Raw genomic sequence first — 16,619 nt, forward strand, 5'->3', positions numbered from 1 at the left:
CTCAGGTCGTCCGGACGGCGATCGCGCCGTCCACGGTCCGTAGGACCAGCCGCAGCACCTCGTGCCGTGACGCGCCATTGTCCCGGAGGTAGGCCCAGCCCGCGTAGAGCTGGGACCAGATCAGGCTCTGCACCCAGTCGGCGGGCAGCTCCGGGTCGATGCTCGCGTCCCGGTGCCCGCGCTCGACCATGGCGGCGAAGTCGGGATCGCACCCCGCCGGGCCGGCCCAGCTCGGATCGGCGGCGAGCAGGGACTCGTTGAAGATGATCGAGAGCAGGCTGCCCAGGTCGAAGTACTCCTGGCAGAGCCGGTGGACGGCGGAGGCGCCGGTGCCCTCGGCCATCCGCGCCTGGACCGTCGCGCGATCCAGCCGGGCGCCGGCCTCCGCGCCGACGGCCCGCAGCAGGTCGGCGCGGTCGGCGAAGTAGCGGTGCAGGGTCGTACGGCCGACGTCGGCGGCGGTCGCGATGTCGCCCAGGGACGCGGCCGGGTTTCGGCCAAGAACGTCGATCGCCGCCTCGACGATGGCCCCTCGGGTCCGCGCCCGGCTGCCGGACACCTGCGCCTCGGTCACCGCCCGAGGATAGCAACGGTGCCACTCCGGTAAACCCCTTGCCTGAAACGGAACACCGATGTTCCAATCGGGGAATGCCGCCGCCCTTCTCCGCCGCGCTGCCCCGGCTGCGACTGCTCGTGTCGTTCATCGCCCCGCACCGGATGACGATGCTCCTCGGCCTGGTGCTGGGCCTCGTCGCCAACGCGGCCGGGCTGGCGACGCCGATGGTGACCAAGTGGGTGCTCGACACCCTCGGCGCCGGGGAGTCGATGGCCCGTCCGATCGGGGCGCTGCTGGTCCTCGTCCTCGTCGGCGCGGCCATCACCCTGTGGCAGTGGCGGCTGCTCGGCGCGCTGGCCGAGCACATCGTGCTGGACGCCCGCACCGCGATCATCGGTCGCTACTTCCGGGCCCGCATCGGTGAGCTGCAACGCCGTCCCAGCGGTGAACTCGTCACCCGGGTCACCTCGGACACCGCCCTGCTGCACGAGGCGTCCGGCAGCATCGTCGGCCTGGTGAACAGCGCGATCGCGCTGCTCGGCACCCTCGTGCTCATGGGCGTGCTGGACCTGTTCCTGCTCGGCTGCACGATCGCCGCGGTCGTCGTCGTCGCGGCGATCATGGGTGCGCTCCTGCCCGCGATCGGCAAGGCGACCACGGCGGCGCAGGAGTCGGTGGGGCGCCTCGGCGGGACCCTCGAAGGGGCGCTGCGGGCCATCCGGACCGTCAAGGCCAGCCGCGCCGAGGCCCGGCTGAGCGAACGGGTCGTCGCCGACGCGCGGGACGCCGCGACGCACAGCGTACGGGCGGCGCGGATCAGCGCGTCCGTCTGGACGATCGCGTGGACCGGCATCCAGTTGGCCGTCATCGCGATCCTCGGCATCGGCGCCTGGCGAGCCCAACGCGACCTGCTGGAGATCTCCAGCCTCATCGCCTTCCTGCTCTACACCTTCCAACTCATGGGGCCGATCTCCGAGCTGACCCAGAACGTCACGGCACTGCAGGCGGGCGTGGCCGCGGCCGGGCGCATCCGGGAGGTGGAGGCGATCGGCGTCGAGCCGCCCACGGCGGCGACGGCACCGGGCGCGGGCCACCCCCGGGTCGCCGAGGACCAGCCGGTCCTCGCCTTCCGGGACGTCACCGCCCGGTACGGCCCGGACGTCCCACCCGCCGTGCTCGGGATCGAACTGGAGATCCCCCGCCGCGGGCACACCGCGATCGTCGGGCCCTCCGGCGCCGGCAAGACCACCCTCTTCTCGCTCATCCTGCGGTTCCTCGAACCCGAACACGGCCAGCTGCTGCTCGACGGCCACCCCTACGCCACCTGGACCCACGACCAGGTCCGCGCCCGGCTGGCGTACGTCGAGCAGGAGACCCCGGTCGTGCCCGGCACGATCCGCGACAACCTGCGGTTCGCCCAACCCGACGCCACCGAGGCCGAGATCCGGGAGGTGCTGCGGGCCGTCCAGCTCGACGAGAAGGTCGACTCGCTGCCGGAGGGGCTGGACACCTCGCTCTCGTCGACCGAGGTGTCCGGCGGCCAGCGGCAGCGGATCGCGCTCGCGCGGGCGATGCTGCGGACGCCCGAGGTCCTGCTGCTGGACGAGGCGACCGCCCAGCTCGACGGCCTCACCGAGGCGGCCCTGCACGAGTGCATCCGGCAGCGCGCCGCAGTGGGCGCCGTCATCACCATCGCCCACCGGCTCTCCACCGTGCTCGACGCCGACCGGATCGTCGTCCTGGACGGCGGTCGGATCAGGGCCCAGGGCACCCACCGGGAGCTGCTCGCCGGCGACGACCTCTACCGCAGGCTGGTCGCGGCGCTGCGCGTCGCCGCGGACCAGGACGTCGCGGCGGTCGCCGCGCCGTAGCCGCGGCGGGTCCCGCCACCACCCGATCTGCCCCTTCCACCTGCCGGAAGGACTTCATTGCCCGGTTCCCGGGCCGGGGCGACGGTGATCCCATCCCACCCCACCGGAAGGGATGGACCATGAGACCCAGACGCACTGTTCTCACCGGCCTGGCGATGCTGGCTAGCGCCGCGCTGATCCTGTCGGCCGGGCCTGGTGCCAGCGCCGTCGGCGCGAAGCGGCCGAAGGCCACCTGCGCGAGCCTGGCATCCGTGAACCTCCCGCACACCACCGTCGTCAGCGCGACGGCGGTCGCGGCCACCGCGTCGGTGCCGGCGCACTGCGCGGTGCAGCTGACGGTCACCAACCCGCCGGCCCACGACCAGGTCAGGATCGGGGTGTGGCTGCCGACCGACAACTGGAACGGCCGGTTCCAGGGCACCGGCGGCGGCGGCTTCTCCGGCGGGTCGCCGACCGCCACGCCGGCCGCCGTGCTGCGGGCCGGGTACGCCGCCGCGGCGACCGACACCGGGCACACCGGCGGCAGCGGCAGCTTCGCGCTCAACCCCGACGGCACGCTGAACTGGCAGCTCATCGCCGACTTCGGGTACCTCGGCATCCACGAGATGACCGTGACCGGCAAGGCGCTGGTCAAGGCCTTCTACGGCGACTCCTCCTTCCACAGCTACTTCAACGGCTGCTCCACCGGCGGCCGCCAGGCACTCATGGAGGCGCAGCGCTACCCGAGCGACTACGACGGGATCGCCGCCGCGTCCCCGGCGGTCAACTGGACCAAGTTCCACCCCGCGCAGTTCTGGGGACAGCTGCAGATGCTGCTCTCCGGCACCATCGTCGCGCCGTGCAAGCTCGCCCTGGCCACCCAGGCCGCGATCACCGCGTGCGATCCGCGGGACGGGGCCACCGACGGGATCATCGGGGACTGGCAGGGCTGCCGGTTCGACGCCCGCACACTGATCGGCGCCGCGACCGAGTGCGGCACCTTCACCGCCGCCGACGCCGACGTGGTCAACAAGATCTGGGCAGGTCCGCGCGACGCGGACGGCCAGTTCCTGTGGTACGGGCTGGAGCGTGGTGCCAACCTGCAGAGCCTCAACAACAGCTCCGGCGGCAACCAGCTGCCGTTCGGCGTCGGGCTGGAGTGGTTCCGCTACTTCCTCCTGCAGAACCCGGGCTGGGACTGGCGGACCATGACGTACGACCAGTACCTGCTGCTCTTCCAACAGTCGGCGCTCCAGTACCAGGCGGTGATCGCGACCGACGACCCGGACCTGTCCGCGTTCCGCGACGCCGGCGGCAAGGTCGCCTTCTGGCACGGCACCGCCGACCCGCTGATCTTCTTCCGCGGGACGGTGGACTACTACCAGCGCCTGGAGGCGGCGATGGGCGGTGCCAAGCAGACGCAGAAGTTCGCCCGCTTCTTCGTGGCACCCGGCGTCGCGCACTGCGGCGGCGGTCAGGGTGCCGCGCCGACCAACCTGCTCGACGCGGTCGTGACGTGGGTCGAGCGCGGCAAGGCGCCCAGCCAGCTGACCGGGCAGCGGACCGACGCGGCGGGCAACCCGGTGCTCACCCGCCCGGTCTGCCAGTACCCGTTGGTCGCCCGGTACAAGGGCCACGGCGCCACCACCGAGGCGAAGAACTTCACCTGCTCCAGCAGTCACCGCTGACGTCGGGTGCGGTGGCGCGGGCGACGTCCGCGCCACCGCACCACCGCGGGGCCGGCCGTACTGTCGTCCGCGGGCCGGGCCGGAACTCGGTACGGTGCGAGGGTGGACCTGGGATTCGCCGTACCCGTCTCCGGTTCGTGGGCCACGCCGGAGCACATGGTGCACATCGCCCGCCGCGCCGAGCAGCTCGGCTACCACTCGCTCTGGACGTTCCAGCGCCTGCTGGCCCCCGCCGACCTCGGCTGGAGCGAGACCTACCACAGCGTGCAGGACCCGCTGACCACCCTGGCGTTCCTCGCCGCCCACACCACCCGGGTCCGGCTCGGCGTCGCGGTGCTCAACATGCCGTTCCTCTCGCCCGTGGTGCTGGCGAAGCAGACCGCGACCCTCGACATCCTCAGCGCCGGACGGCTCGACGTCGGGCTCGGCCTCGGCTGGTCGGACGAGGAGTACCAGGCGACGGGTGCCAGCAAGCACCGGCGCGGCCGGCGGGCGGAGGAGTTCGTCACCGTCCTGCGCGGACTCTGGCAGGACGAGGTCACCGAGCACCACGGCGAGTTCTACCAGGTCCCACCGACCCGCATGGACCCGAAACCGGTGCAGCGGCCGCACCCCCCGATCCTGCTGGGTGGCCTCGCACCGCAGGCGCTGCGCCGAGCGGGTCGGCTCGCCGACGGCTGGGTCAGCGGCAGCCAGGCTGACCTCGCCGCCATCGGTGCGGCGATCGCGACGGTCAAGGCGACCGCGGCGGACGCGGGCCGCGACCCCGGCGCGCTGCGGTTCGTCTGCCGGGGCGCGGTCCGGGTGCGCCCAGGCGGCCCCACCGACCGCGAGCCGCTCACCGGGTCGCTCGACCAGATCCGGTCCGACCTCGGCCGGCTCGCCGAGGCCGGCGTCACCGAACTCTTCGTCGACCTCAACTTCGATCCGGAGATCGGCTCCCCCCGAGCGGACGCGGAGGCCTCGCGTCGACGGGCCGACGAGGTGCTCGACGCCCTCGCACCGCGCCGGTGAGCCGCCGGCTCGACCGCCGCCGTCGCCACGGTGGCGCCGCCGCCCGTTGCCCGGGTCGTGGCAGCCCTCCGCCGGGGTTCGGGCAGCCCGCCGCCCGGGTCGTGGCCGCCAATACGTAGGGAAACCCCCGATTACCCGGCCGCGGTCCCGCCGTAGCGTCGTCGCATGACCTGTCGCCGGTCCACCCGCGGCGGTGCGGGGCCCCGGCTCGTCCGGCTCGACGGCCCGGCGGCGGGGCGAGGGCCGCTCGCACGTCCGGCCCGACCGGTGACCACCCGGACCTGACGAGGAGCCCCGGTGCGGAAGCTTGTGTCGATCGTCCTCACCGTGGCGATGCTGCTCGCGACGGCCGCCTGCACGGGCGGACCGTCCACGGACCCGGGCGACGAGGATCCGTACAGCGAGGCCGCCTTGCGGTACGGCCAGGCGCCCGTGCCCCATCCGGACGTGACGTTCCAGCCCGACGTGGTGCTCGTGGGCGGCGGCGGCCGCTCGATCCGGTCGGTCACCGCCGACGGGCTCACCTGGCGTCTCGACGGGAAGGCGAAGCACGCCGACGACCTGGCCGTCGGCAAGGTCATGTTCGTCACCGGCCGCGGCGTCGGCCGGGTGCTGCACCTCGAGCGGGAAGGCGGCGACCTGCTCGTCACGGTCGGGCCGGTAACCCTGACCGAGGTGATCCGGGACGGCACGTTCGAGAAGAAGGGCGTCCCACTCGACAACCCGGTCGTCTACCAGGCCGGTGAACCCTCCTGGGCCAACCCCGAGGAAGCCGACGCCGCCGTCACGCCCTCGCCGACGGGGAGGTTCGGCAAGAGCGCGCCGGTACGCGTCGCGCCGGCGGTGCCACCGCCGGCCCGGCCGCTGCAACCTCCGCCCACCCGTAACCGGGAGGTCCAGACCGTCGCGGCGAACTTCTCCACCGGCGTGAGCTTCAGCGACGGAGCGGAGATCAGCTACCACTACGACCGCGACGGGCTGCGGTTGATCGGACGGGTCGCGCTCACCTTCACGTCGCCGAGCGCGGACTTCCACCTCGACGTCCGTGGTGGCTCGCTCAAACGGGCGGAGCTGGAGATCACCGGCGGGTTCGGCATCCGGATGTCCTTCCAGGCCGCGATCCAGAACGGACAGAACATCCGGGCCGTCCTGCCGATCCCGGTCGAGGCGGCCTTCCCGATCGGCGTCGTCCTCGGCGTGCCGCTCACCCTCACGATCGGCCAGACACTGAAGGTCACGACCGCGTTCGGCGCCAAGGCCGGCTCCATCAACGGCTCCGGCGAGTTCTCCCTCGCCGGGAAGCTCGGCTACGGGTACGCCAACGGCACGTTCGGCCCGAAGGTGACCACGAACGTGCAGCGGAAGTCGAGCATCACCAAGTCGCTGCACGGCGTTCCCGTCGGTGTCATGGGCCTGCTCGTCGAGCACCGCGTCAAGTTCGACGTCGGGTTCAACGCGTTCGTGTTCAAGGCCGGTGTCTACTTCGAGCTGTCGACGGCCTGCGGCACGACGATGGGCTCGGCCCTCGGCGCGGTCGCCACCCTGGGATCGCACTTCGTGGAGTGCCGGGGAGTCGGGCTCGGGGTGTGGGCCCGCTACGGCGTGGGCTACAGCATCCTCCAGCCCGTGGTCAACGTGATCAACAAGTTCCTCAACCTGATCAACGTCAAACCCATCAACGCCGAGAACCGGCTCGGGCCGCCACCGTACCGGGTGTGGAGCAAGGAGGAGATCGACCCGCCCAACACCAAGATCTGCGGCACCCCGCAACCCTCGGCCGATTGAGCACGGAGCGGTTCGAGGGCGGGCGCCCCGGCTGAGGGGCGCCGCCCCGCCGGTCACGGCTCGCGGAGGCGCGGGCGGACCGGGCGGACGGTGACCGGGCTGCCGGGGCCGCCGCCGGCGCGGGACGCGTACTCGGGGACGCCGACGCAGGTGAACAGCAAGGTCGCGAGGTCCTCCGGCGCGCCCAGCAGGGCCGGGACCTCCGAGTCCACGAAGGTCATCCCGGACGCGCTGGCACCCAGCGCGTACGCCGCGAGGTGCAGCCGGCCCTCGACGAGCCCGGCGGCGAGCTGGGCCTCCCGGTAGGTGTGGTCGTCGAGGTCGGCCAGCGGGGTGGCCGCGACGACGACGTACGCCGCGTCGGCGGCGAGCGACTGGTGCAGGCAGATCCGGAGCAGCTCGCCGCGGAGGTCGCCGGCTCGCAGCGGCCGGGACAGGTCCGGCCAGCGGTACACGCCGGGCGCCAGGTGATCGACGCCGTGCACGGCGACCCAGTGCGGCACGGCCACCCCGCGCAGGGCCGCCGCCAGGGGCCAGTCCAGCTGAGCGCGGGTCAGCGTCCGGGACCGGTCCATCCGTCGTTGCGAGCCGCGCCGCCGGATCACCTCGTCCAGCGACGGGGACGGCGGGATCTCGGAGAGCGGGTCGCCGTCCGGCCACGGTGCGCCGAGCGCGTCCCGCTCGCCCGCGCGCTGTGCCTCGGTGCAGAGCGGCAACTCGACCGGCGGCAGGTCGCCCCGGGCCGCCGACCCGCCCGGGTCGATCGCCGGCTCGCCGTCGCCGAGGGAGAGCAGGACCAGGGGATACTCGTGTACGCCGTCCGCGCCCACGAGCCTGCGCAGAGTGGCGTCCGGGAAGAGCGAGCGCAGCCGGGGCGGGACGCCGGCGCTCGCGGCGGCCGCGGAGAGCTGGGACAGCAGCGTCCCCGCGTCCCAGTAGAGGTGCCGCCACCCCCGCTCGGCGTACCGCCACCCGGTGCGCCACGGCACGCCGGTCACCACCAGCGTGGTGGCGGCGCCGCCGGCGGCGGGACCGATCCGGACCAGAGCGTGGCGCAGCGGGTCGTACCAGTGCACTCCGTCCGGGATACCGGCTACGCCCCGGGTGCTCGCGTAGACCTCCAGCGGGAAGCGGGCTCCCGCCGAGCCGGAGGCGCGGTAGACGTGCGCACGCCCGTCGCGCTGCGCGGTGCGGACCACGCCGGCGCCGAGGAAGAGCACCCGGCCGAGCTGCGCCGCGTCGAGCGGTCGAGCGGGCGACGCGACGCCGGCGAGGACGGCCGTGGCGGGCACACCGGGGTCGGGCAGGTCACGCGGCAGGGCGACCACCGGCAGCCCGGCCGGATAGCCCTTCACCTGCGGCGGCTGGGTCGCGGGGTCGTTCGGGACGAGGTCCCGGCGGACCCGCGGATCGTCGTGGGGGACGTTCCATTCGCGGTCCGGCACGTACGACGTGAGGCGGTGCAACAGCCCGGCACCGGATTCGAGGTCCACCCGGCCATCCTGCCAGCGCTCCGCGGCGCGCAGGCAGCACGGCGGCTACCGGTGGCGGGACGGGTGACGGCGGCGTGGGCTCTCGCCACCCCGGAAAGGTGCAATGGAAACCTTCGGCTACTCCGATTCCGCTGCAGGTTTTCGCCGCGGACACCCGGGCGTCCTAGCGTGACCGCGATCCGATGAAGGGGATTGCGATGAGAACCAGGACCAGGAACTTCGCCGCGATGGCCGCGGTCGTCCTCGCCACCGTGGGCGTCACCGCGCTGTCGCCGGTGCTGCGCGGCGCGGTCGGTGACGCGCAGGCCGCCGGCGCGTCGAGCGGCGACGCCGTCCGGATGAACCAGATCCAGTTCATGGGCGCGCACAACGCCTACCACCGCGAGCTGCAGGACGCCGAGCTGCAGGAGTCGCTGAAGATCGACCCCGGCTACCCGACTTGGGGGTGGTACTCGCACGCCTCCATTCCGGACCTGCTCGGCCGCCAGAACGTCCGGGGCCTGGAGCTGGACCTCTTGCCCGACCCCGACGGCGGGCTCTACCAGCACCCGCTGCCGCGCAAGCGGGCCGGCCTCGGCCCGATCGACGACCCGGCGATGGCGAAGCCGGGCATGAAGGTCCTGCACGTCGCCGACCAGGACTACGGCACCAGCTGCCGCACCTTCGTCAGCTGCCTGGAGCAGGTGCGGACCTGGTCCGACGCGAACCCGCACCACGCGCCGGTGATCATGCAGCTGGAGCTCAAGCAGACCGACAAGCGCTGGGAGGCGCTCGGCGGCGCGGTGAGCCCGGCATGGAGCCCGGCCCTGCTCGACGCGGTCGACGAGGAGATCCGCTCCGTCTTCTCCGAGAAGCAGCTGATCACCGCCGACGACCTGCGCCGACCGGGCCGCACGCTGGAGGAGTCGATCCTGCGGTACGGCTGGCCGACGCTCGACTGGGCGCGCGGCAAGGTCATGTTCTTCTTCGACAACGGTGGCCCCGGCGGCATCCGCAACATGTACCTCGAAGGCCGGCCCAACCTCGAAGGCCGGGCCGTCTTCACCCAGGGCCCGCCCGGATCGCCGGACGCCGCGATCACGATGGTGAACGATCCGCGGGGCGCCAACGAGGCGGTCATCCGGGATCTCGTCCAGCGGGGCTACCTGGTGCGGACCCGCTCGGACGAGCCCCTGCGGACGGTCAAGGCGGAGGAGTTCAGCCGGGTCGACACCGCCCTCGCCAGTGGGGCCCAGCTCGTGACCACCGACTACCCGACCGTGGGTATGGCCGCCCGCTACGACAGCGACTTCGTGGCCGAACTCCCCGGCGGGGTCGCCGTGCGATGCAACCCGGTCTCGGCGCCCCGGAACTGTCGGGACGCCAAGCTGGAGCGCTGACGCCAGCAGGACACGAACGGTGGCCGCTCCGGAAATCGGAGCGGTCACCGTCCAGGTAAGGTAACCTTCCGCCCACCGTTGAGCCGATGTCATCGTCTGCCGACAGGCTCCGGACATGCGAATGAATCGATCGATTGTCCCGCTGGTCGCGCTCGTCGTCGCGACGGTGGTCCTGGCCGCACCGGCCGCGGCCGCCGGATCGACCCGGCGGCAGGCACCGGACCGGTCGCTGCGGGTGATGACAACGCGACCCCCGAGACGCCGGAGATCCGGACCCTCGTCGCCCCTCCTCACCGACACGTGAAAGGCCGTGGGCGTGGGGGAGGGGTACACCTACCCCACTGAGCAGCCCACCCACCGAATCGACTACATCCTGCGGTCGGACGACGTCGTCGCACGCGCCATCGCGGTCGTCACCTCGCCGTTGGCCGCCGCCGCCTCCGACCACCTACCGGTGATCGCACAGCTCTCCCTGCCCGGGCGCAGGGTCGGCACCGGGCACTGAGCGGGTTCATCGGGGCTCGGACGGGCGAATCACCCACCGGCGCGCCGCCGGGCGAGGAGACTCGGTCTCGACGGCCGGCAGCTGCTCGGGAGCGACACGATGGCGATCACCCCGTCGGACGGGGCCACGACGAGGTGGGTACCCCGTGCCGGGCAGCGGATCCACGCCGAGGTGACGCCCGGTTCGGGCGCGCCGATCGTCCTCCTGCACGGCTTCCCCGACAACCTGCACCTCTACGACGACCTCCTGCCCCACCTGCACGGCCGTCCCGTGGTGCGGTTCGACTTCCTCGGCTGGGGCCGCTCCGACAAGCCGCGCGGATACCCGTACACGGCGGACAACCAGACCGGCGACATCGCCGCCGTGATCGACCATCTCGACCTGCGGCAGGTGGTCCTGGTCGCCCACGACGCCTCCGGCCCGCCCGCGATCGACTGGGCGCTCAGCCACCCGCACCGGGTGGCGGCGCTGGTCCTGCTCAACACCTACTACCACCCCGTGGCCGGCCTGCGGCGCCCACCGGCGATCGCGCTGTACTCCACGCCGCTGGTGCGTCGCGTGGCCCGCCGGGCGGCCGGCCGGTGGCGGAACCTCGACCGGCGTCTCTACACCTGGCAGGTGAGTCGGTTCATGGCCGACCCCGGCCGGCGCAGGACGGTGGTGCCCGCCCTGTACGAGCAGTTCGTCGCGGCCGAGCCCGCCTTCTGGCGACTCAACGACGACCTGCTCGGCACGATCTGGGCGCGCCGTCGCCGGGTCACGGACGTCCACCGGTTCGACCGGCCCGTGCGGGTCGTCTTCGGCGCCGAGGACCGCTACCTCAACCCCCGGGTCGCCCGAGCGCTCGCCCGGTTGTTTCCCCGCGCGGACCTCGAACTGGTCCCGGACGCCCGCCACTACGTACAGATCGACGCGCCGGAGGCGGTGGCGCGGGCGATCCTCAGCGCCGGCTAGCCGCGACGGCCCGCGACCGCCCGCCGCGCTCCGATGGAGGAGGACGGGCGTCAGACGGGCGGTGGGGCCGCCCAAACGGGCGGACCATTTGTCCGCTACCGACGGATCTGGCCGGACCTGTGCTGCCGACCGGTTGCGTGAACCGGGCAGGAACGCTCTGGGATCGGCACGATGTGCTGGTCGTCACACCCCGGTAACGGTGTTAGAAACAATAGACACCGATGAGCGGGAGGTGAGCGATGAACTCCGCGGAGCGCCGGCAGCGCATCCTCGCACTCGCCCGCGACCAGGGCTCCGTCGACGTGCAGAAACTGGCCGTCGACCTCGCCGTGGCGCCGGAGACCGTCCGGCGCGACCTGCACCGGCTCGAGCAGCAGGGGCTGGTGCGGCGCACCCACGGCGGCGCCTACCCGGTGGAGACCGCGCGGTTCGAGACGACCCTCGACACGCGGACGACCCGGCTGGTGACCGAGAAGCGTCGCATCGCCGCCGCCGCGGCGCAGCTGCTCGGCGACGCCGAGTCGGTCTTCATCGACGAGGGCTACACCCCGCAACTGATCGCGGAGGCGCTGCCGGCCGAGCGGGCGCTGACCGTGGTCACCGCATCGCTGGACACCGCGGCGATGCTCGCGTCGTCATCCGCCACCACGGTCCTGTTGCTGGGTGGCCGGGTCCGCAGCCGGACCCGGGCCACCGTCGACCACTGGGCGACCGAGATGCTCGCCGGCTTCGTCATCGACCTGGCGTTCGTCGGCGCGAACGGCATCTCCCGCGAGCACGGCCTGACCACCCCCGACCCCGCCGTCGCCGCCGTGAAGGCGCAGGTGGTCGCGGTGTCGCGGCGGGTCGTCTTCGCGGGCGTGCACACCAAGTTCGGCGCCAGCAGCTTCTGCCGCTTCGCCGACGTCAGCGACGTCGACGCCATCGTCACGGACGCCGCGTTGCCGGCGTCCGAGGCGCACCGCTACTCACTGCTCGGTCCCGTGGTCCAACGCGTCTGACCGCCCGACCGAGCGCACCCCCACACCACCGAAACGACCCATCCTGGAGGTTTGCTGTGCCCGGAACCCGGACTGCGCACCGCTGGCGACCCCCACTCGCCCTCGCCGTCGCGGCCGTCCTCGCCGCCACCACCGCCTGCTCCGGCGCCGGCGGCGGCTCCTCCGACGGCGGCGACGGGAAGGCCATCACCGTGCTGATGGTGGGCAACCCGCAGATGGAGGATCTCGCCAAGGTCACCGCCGACAACTTCACCAAGCAGACCGGCATCACGGTGCGGTTCACGATCCTGCCGGAGAACGAACTGCGCGACAAGGTCACCCAGGACGTGGCCACCCAGGGCGGCCAGTACGACGTCGCGACGATCGGCGCGTACGAGGCCCCGATCTGGTCGAAGAACGGCTGGCTGCACGAGCTGAGTTCGTACGCCGACGCCGACTCCGGCTACGACCGGGCCGACCTGCTCCAGCCGATGGTCACGTCGCTGTCCGGTGAGGACGGCAAGCTCTACGCCGCCCCGTTCTACGGGGAGTCGTCGTTCCTCATGTACAACAAGGACCTCTTCGCCGCGAAGGGCTTGACCATGCCGGAGCGGCCCACCTGGCAGCAGGTGGCCCAGTTCGCGGCCCAGCTCGACGACGACAGGTCCGGCGTCTCCGGCATCTGCCTGCGCGGCCTGCCCGGCTGGGGGGAGCTGTTCGCCCCGCTCACCACCGTGGTGAACACGTTCGGCGGCACCTGGTTCGACCAGAGCTGGACGCCGCGGGTGAACGCGCCGGAGTTCGCCGAGGCCACCCGGTTCTACGTCGACCTGGTCCGGAAGCACGGCGAGCCCGGCGCGCCGCAGGCCGGCTTCACCGAGTGCCTGAACACGTTCGGGCAGGGCAAGGCGGCGATGTGGTATGACGCGACCTCCGCGGCCGGCACCCTGGAGGACCCGGCCGCCAGCACCGTGGCCGGCAAGGTCGGCTACGCGTACGCGCCGGTCAACAAGACCGCCTCGTCGGGCTGGCTCTGGGCCTGGGCGCTGGCGATGCCGAAGACCACCAAGAACGCCGACGCCGCCTGGAAGTTCATCTCCTGGGCCACCGGCAAGGACTACGAGCGGCTCGTCGGCTCCTCGCTCGGCTGGTCCCGCGTGCCGGCCGGGAAGCGGCAGTCCACCTACGCCATCCCGGAGTACCGGCAGTCCGCGGCGGCGTTCGCGGACCTGACCCTCAAGTCGATCCAGGAGGCCGACCCGAAGAACCCCGGCGCGCAGCCCCGCCCCGCCCTCGGGGTGCAGTTCGTCGGCATCCCGGAGTTCGCGGACCTCGGCACCAAGGTGTCCCAGGAGGTGTCCGCCGCGATCGCCGGGAGCACCACTGTCGACAAGGCACTGACCGACGGCCAGAAGCTGGCCGAGGAAGTCGCCAAGGAGTACCGGTAGCCGTCGCCGGGAGCGGCCACCGCCGGTGGCCGCTCCCGGCCCAGCAACGAGGTGAACCGATGACCCAGACGCTGCACGCCGGCGCCGGCCCGACACCCCGTACCCCGGTCGCGGCTCCGGCCGTGGGCCGGGCCGCCGAGCGGTGGATCCGCCGCGCGCCGCTGCTGCCCGCCCTGATCTTCGCGATCGTCGTGACCCAGATTCCGTTCCTGGTCACGCTCTACCTGTCCACCCTCGACTGGAACGCCCTGCGCCCCGGTGAACGGGGCTTCGTCGGGCTCGCCAACTACGCCGACGTGCTCACCGACGCCCGGCTGCGCGCGGCCCTGCTCAACACGGTCGTGCTCACGGCCGGCTCGGTCGTCGCGTCGGTGCTGCTCGGCCTCGGCCTCGCGATCCTGCTCGACCGGAAGTTCCCCGGCCGAGGGGTCGTGCGGACGCTGCTGATCACCCCGTTCCTGGTGATGCCCATGGCGGCGGCGCTGTTGTGGAAGCACGCCATCTACAACCCCGCGTACGGCCTCGTCAACGGCATCCTCGGCGGCAGCACGGACTGGGTCTCGCAGTACCCGATGCTCTCCGTCGTCGCCACCCTGGTCTGGCAGTGGACGCCGTTCATGATGCTGATCATCCTGGCCGGCCTGCAGGGCCAGTCGACCGAGACCCTGGAGGCGGCCCGCGTCGACGGTGCCGGCCCGTGGCAGATCTTCGTCCGGATCACGCTGCCCTACCTGCGCCCCTACCTGGAGCTCGGCGCCCTGCTCGGCTCGATCTACCTGGTGCAGACGTTCGACGCGGTCTTCACCATCACCCAGGGCGGTCCGGGCACCGCCACCACCAACCTTCCGTACGAGATCTACCTGACCACCTTCCGCAAGTTCGAGTACGGCGAGGCGGCGGCCGCCGGCGTCGTCGTGGTGATCGGCACGATCGTCGTCGCCACCTTCGCGCTGCGGGTGATCTCCAGCCTGTTCCGGATGGAGGACGCGCGATGACCGCCGTACGGCACGATCCGACCACCGCCGCACCCGCCCGGCCGACCGGTCGCCGGACCCGGCGGACCGACCGGGCCGGGATGGCCTGGACCGCCGTCGCCTGGCTGGCGGGGCTGCTGTTCTTCCTGCCGGTGCTCTGGATGGTGCTCACCGGGTTCAAGCGGGAGGTGGACGCCGCCAGCAACCCGCCGTCCTGGGTGTTCCCTCCCGTCCTCGACGGCTACCGGCAGGTCTTCGACCGGGACATCACCCCGTACCTGCTCAACTCGCTCATGGCCAGCCTGCTCTCCACGCTGCTCGTGCTGCTGCTGGCCACCCCGGCGGCGTACGCGCTGTCGATCCGCCCGGTGACCAAGTGGCGCGACGTGCTGTTCTTCTTCATCAGCACCAAGATGCTGCCGGCGGTGGCGGCGCTGCTGCCGATCTACCTGCTGGTCAAGGAGCTCGGCCTGCTCGACAACATCTGGACGATGATCGTCCTGTACACGGCGATGAACCTGCCGCTCGCGGTGTGGATGATGCGGTCGTTCCTGCTGGAGGTGCCGCCGGCGTTGATCGAGGCGGCGGCCGTGGACGGGGCGAGCCTGCTGGTCACCATCCGCCGGATCCTGCTGCCCATCGTGGCGCCGGGGCTGGCCGCGACCGCGCTGATCTGCTTCATCTTCAGCTGGAACGAGTTCTTCTTCGCGGTGAACCTGACCGCGACCCGGGCCGGCACCTCACCGATCTTCCTGGTCGGTTTCATCACGTCCGAAGGGCTGTTCCTCGCCCGGCTCTGCGCGGCGGCGACGCTGGTGTCGCTACCGGTCGTGCTGGCCGGCTGGATCGCCCAGAAACAACTCGTCCGAGGACTCTCGATGGGGGCGGTCAAGTGAAAGCAGCGGTCATCGTCACGCCGGGTCAGATCTCGATCGAATCGGTGCCCGACCCGGCGCCCGGGCCCCGCGACGTCGTGGTGCAGGTCGCCGGGTGCGGCATCTGCGGCACCGACCTGCACATCCTGGACGGCGAGTTCGCCCCCGCGTACCCGATCGTGCCGGGGCACGAGTTCGCCGGCACGGTGGTGGCGACGGGCCGGGACGTCACGGAGGTGCGGGTCGGCGACGCCGTCGCGGTCGATCCGTCGCTGCACTGCGGGGAGTGCTACCAGTGCCGGCGCGGCCGGGGGAACCTCTGCGAGCGGTGGGCGGCCATCGGCGTCACCGTGGCCGGCGGGGCCGCCGAGTTCGCGGTGGCTCCGGTGAAGAACTGCTTCCCGCTGCCCGACGGCGTCGCGCCGGCGGACGCGGCGCTGATCGAGCCGCTCTCCTGCGCGGTACGCGGCTTCGACGTCCTGCCCCGGCGGCTCGGCGACCACTACCTGATCTACGGCGCCGGGACGATGGGCCTGATGATGCTGGAACTCGCCAAACGCTGTGGCGCGGCGAGCGTCAGCGTGCTGGACCCCAACCCGGCCCGGCTCGCCACCGCCGTCCGGCTCGGCTGCTCGGCGTCGGCGGCCGGTGCCGACGAGCTGACCCGGCCGCGCGGCTGGGACGTGGTCATCGACTGCACGGGCGTGCAGGCCGCGATCGACGACGGGCTACGCCGGGTCGCGCCCGCCGGCACGTTCCTGCAGTTCGGGGTCTCGGAGTACCGGACGCGGGCGAGCATCGAGCCGTACCGCGTCTACAACCAGGAGATCACCGTGACCGGGTCGATGGCGGTGCTGCACAGCTTCGAGCGGGCCGGCGAACTGTTCGCCGGCGGAATCCTCGACCCGGAGGTGTTCATCAGCCACCGGTTCCCGCTGGACAGCTACGCCGAGGCGATCGCCCAGTTCCGGGCCGGCGTCGGCCGGAAGATCGAGATCGTCGGGTCCGGCGAGCCGGCCCGCGCGTCGTTCCCGGCGCAGGTCGGCCGCGCGTGACCAGCCGCCTCTGACCGTCCGCCCCTCGGTCGCCCGGATCGCGGCGTGTCCTCTAGGCTGCGC

14 protein-coding genes are annotated in these 16,619 nt (G+C 72.4%); 12 read left to right on the top strand and 2 right to left on the bottom strand.

The annotated features are described in order from the left end of the window. Window position 1: 1 nt before the first annotated feature. Window positions 2–574: a TetR/AcrR family transcriptional regulator gene (locus O7603_RS00890; protein WP_281573745.1), complete on the bottom strand. Its 573-nt coding sequence runs from the start codon at window positions 572–574 to the stop codon at window positions 2–4. 74 nt (window positions 575–648) lie between these two features. Between O7603_RS00890 and O7603_RS00895 the strand changes: the two genes are divergently transcribed. The 4 genes from O7603_RS00895 (at window position 649) to O7603_RS00910 (ending at window position 6,893) form a co-directional block, all read left to right on the top strand. Beyond that, on the top strand, window positions 649–2,427 hold the full coding sequence (locus O7603_RS00895; RefSeq protein WP_281573746.1) for an ABC transporter ATP-binding protein: 1,779 nt from the start codon (window positions 649–651) through the stop codon (window positions 2,425–2,427). 119 nt (window positions 2,428–2,546) lie between these two features. Next, window positions 2,547–4,094, top strand: coding sequence for a tannase/feruloyl esterase family alpha/beta hydrolase (locus O7603_RS00900; protein WP_281573747.1), 1,548 nt, complete (start codon window positions 2,547–2,549; stop codon window positions 4,092–4,094). A gap of 102 nt (window positions 4,095–4,196) precedes the next feature. Next, the gene (locus O7603_RS00905; RefSeq protein ID WP_281573748.1) at window positions 4,197–5,108 is read left to right on the top strand and encodes a TIGR03619 family F420-dependent LLM class oxidoreductase; all 912 of its coding nucleotides are present in this window, start codon (window positions 4,197–4,199) and stop codon (window positions 5,106–5,108) included. Between the two features lie 297 nt (window positions 5,109–5,405). Then, a complete protein-coding gene (locus O7603_RS00910; RefSeq protein ID WP_281573749.1) occupies window positions 5,406–6,893 on the top strand; it encodes a hypothetical protein in 1,488 nt (495 codons plus the stop codon). Between the two features lie 53 nt (window positions 6,894–6,946). Here O7603_RS00910 and O7603_RS00915 read toward each other — a convergent pair whose 3' ends face one another. Beyond that, window positions 6,947–8,386, bottom strand: a complete 1,440-nt coding sequence (locus O7603_RS00915; RefSeq protein WP_281573750.1) for a hypothetical protein — start codon at window positions 8,384–8,386, stop codon at window positions 6,947–6,949. Window positions 8,387–8,583: 197 nt separating this feature from the next. Between O7603_RS00915 and O7603_RS00920 the strand changes: the two genes are divergently transcribed. The 8 genes from O7603_RS00920 to O7603_RS00955 all read left to right on the top strand — a co-directional run bounded on the left by O7603_RS00920 (window position 8,584) and on the right by O7603_RS00955 (window position 16,556). Beyond that, complete coding sequence (locus O7603_RS00920; RefSeq protein ID WP_281573751.1) at window positions 8,584–9,765, top strand: phosphatidylinositol-specific phospholipase C1-like protein; 1,182 nt, start codon at window positions 8,584–8,586, stop codon at window positions 9,763–9,765. Between the two features lie 316 nt (window positions 9,766–10,081). Beyond that, the gene (locus O7603_RS00925) at window positions 10,082–10,270 is read left to right on the top strand and encodes a hypothetical protein (protein ID WP_281573752.1); all 189 of its coding nucleotides are present in this window, start codon (window positions 10,082–10,084) and stop codon (window positions 10,268–10,270) included. A gap of 99 nt (window positions 10,271–10,369) precedes the next feature. Further along, window positions 10,370–11,224, top strand: coding sequence for an alpha/beta hydrolase (locus O7603_RS00930; RefSeq protein WP_281573753.1), 855 nt, complete (start codon window positions 10,370–10,372; stop codon window positions 11,222–11,224). Window positions 11,225–11,463: 239 nt separating this feature from the next. Then, window positions 11,464–12,225 (top strand): DeoR/GlpR family DNA-binding transcription regulator, encoded by a 762-nt coding sequence (locus O7603_RS00935; RefSeq protein ID WP_281573754.1) that lies wholly within the window; start codon window positions 11,464–11,466, stop codon window positions 12,223–12,225. A gap of 56 nt (window positions 12,226–12,281) precedes the next feature. Beyond that, the gene (locus O7603_RS00940) at window positions 12,282–13,652 is read left to right on the top strand and encodes a sugar ABC transporter substrate-binding protein (protein WP_281573755.1); all 1,371 of its coding nucleotides are present in this window, start codon (window positions 12,282–12,284) and stop codon (window positions 13,650–13,652) included. A gap of 59 nt (window positions 13,653–13,711) precedes the next feature. After that, window positions 13,712–14,647, top strand: coding sequence for a sugar ABC transporter permease (locus O7603_RS00945; RefSeq protein WP_281573756.1), 936 nt, complete (start codon window positions 13,712–13,714; stop codon window positions 14,645–14,647). Next, window positions 14,644–15,522, top strand: a complete 879-nt coding sequence (locus O7603_RS00950) for a carbohydrate ABC transporter permease (protein WP_281573757.1) — start codon at window positions 14,644–14,646, stop codon at window positions 15,520–15,522. The genes O7603_RS00945 and O7603_RS00950 overlap by 4 nt, the downstream gene beginning before the upstream one ends. Beyond that, window positions 15,519–16,556 carry a zinc-dependent alcohol dehydrogenase family protein gene (locus O7603_RS00955; protein ID WP_281573758.1) on the top strand — a complete coding sequence of 346 codons (1,038 nt, stop codon included), beginning with the start codon at window positions 15,519–15,521 and terminating at the stop codon, window positions 16,554–16,556. The genes O7603_RS00950 and O7603_RS00955 overlap by 4 nt, the downstream gene beginning before the upstream one ends. Window positions 16,557–16,619 lie beyond the last annotated feature (63 nt).

The sequence above is a fragment of the Micromonospora sp. WMMD812 genome (assembly GCF_027497215.1).
Classification (GTDB): Bacteria; Actinomycetota; Actinomycetes; order Mycobacteriales; family Micromonosporaceae; genus Micromonospora.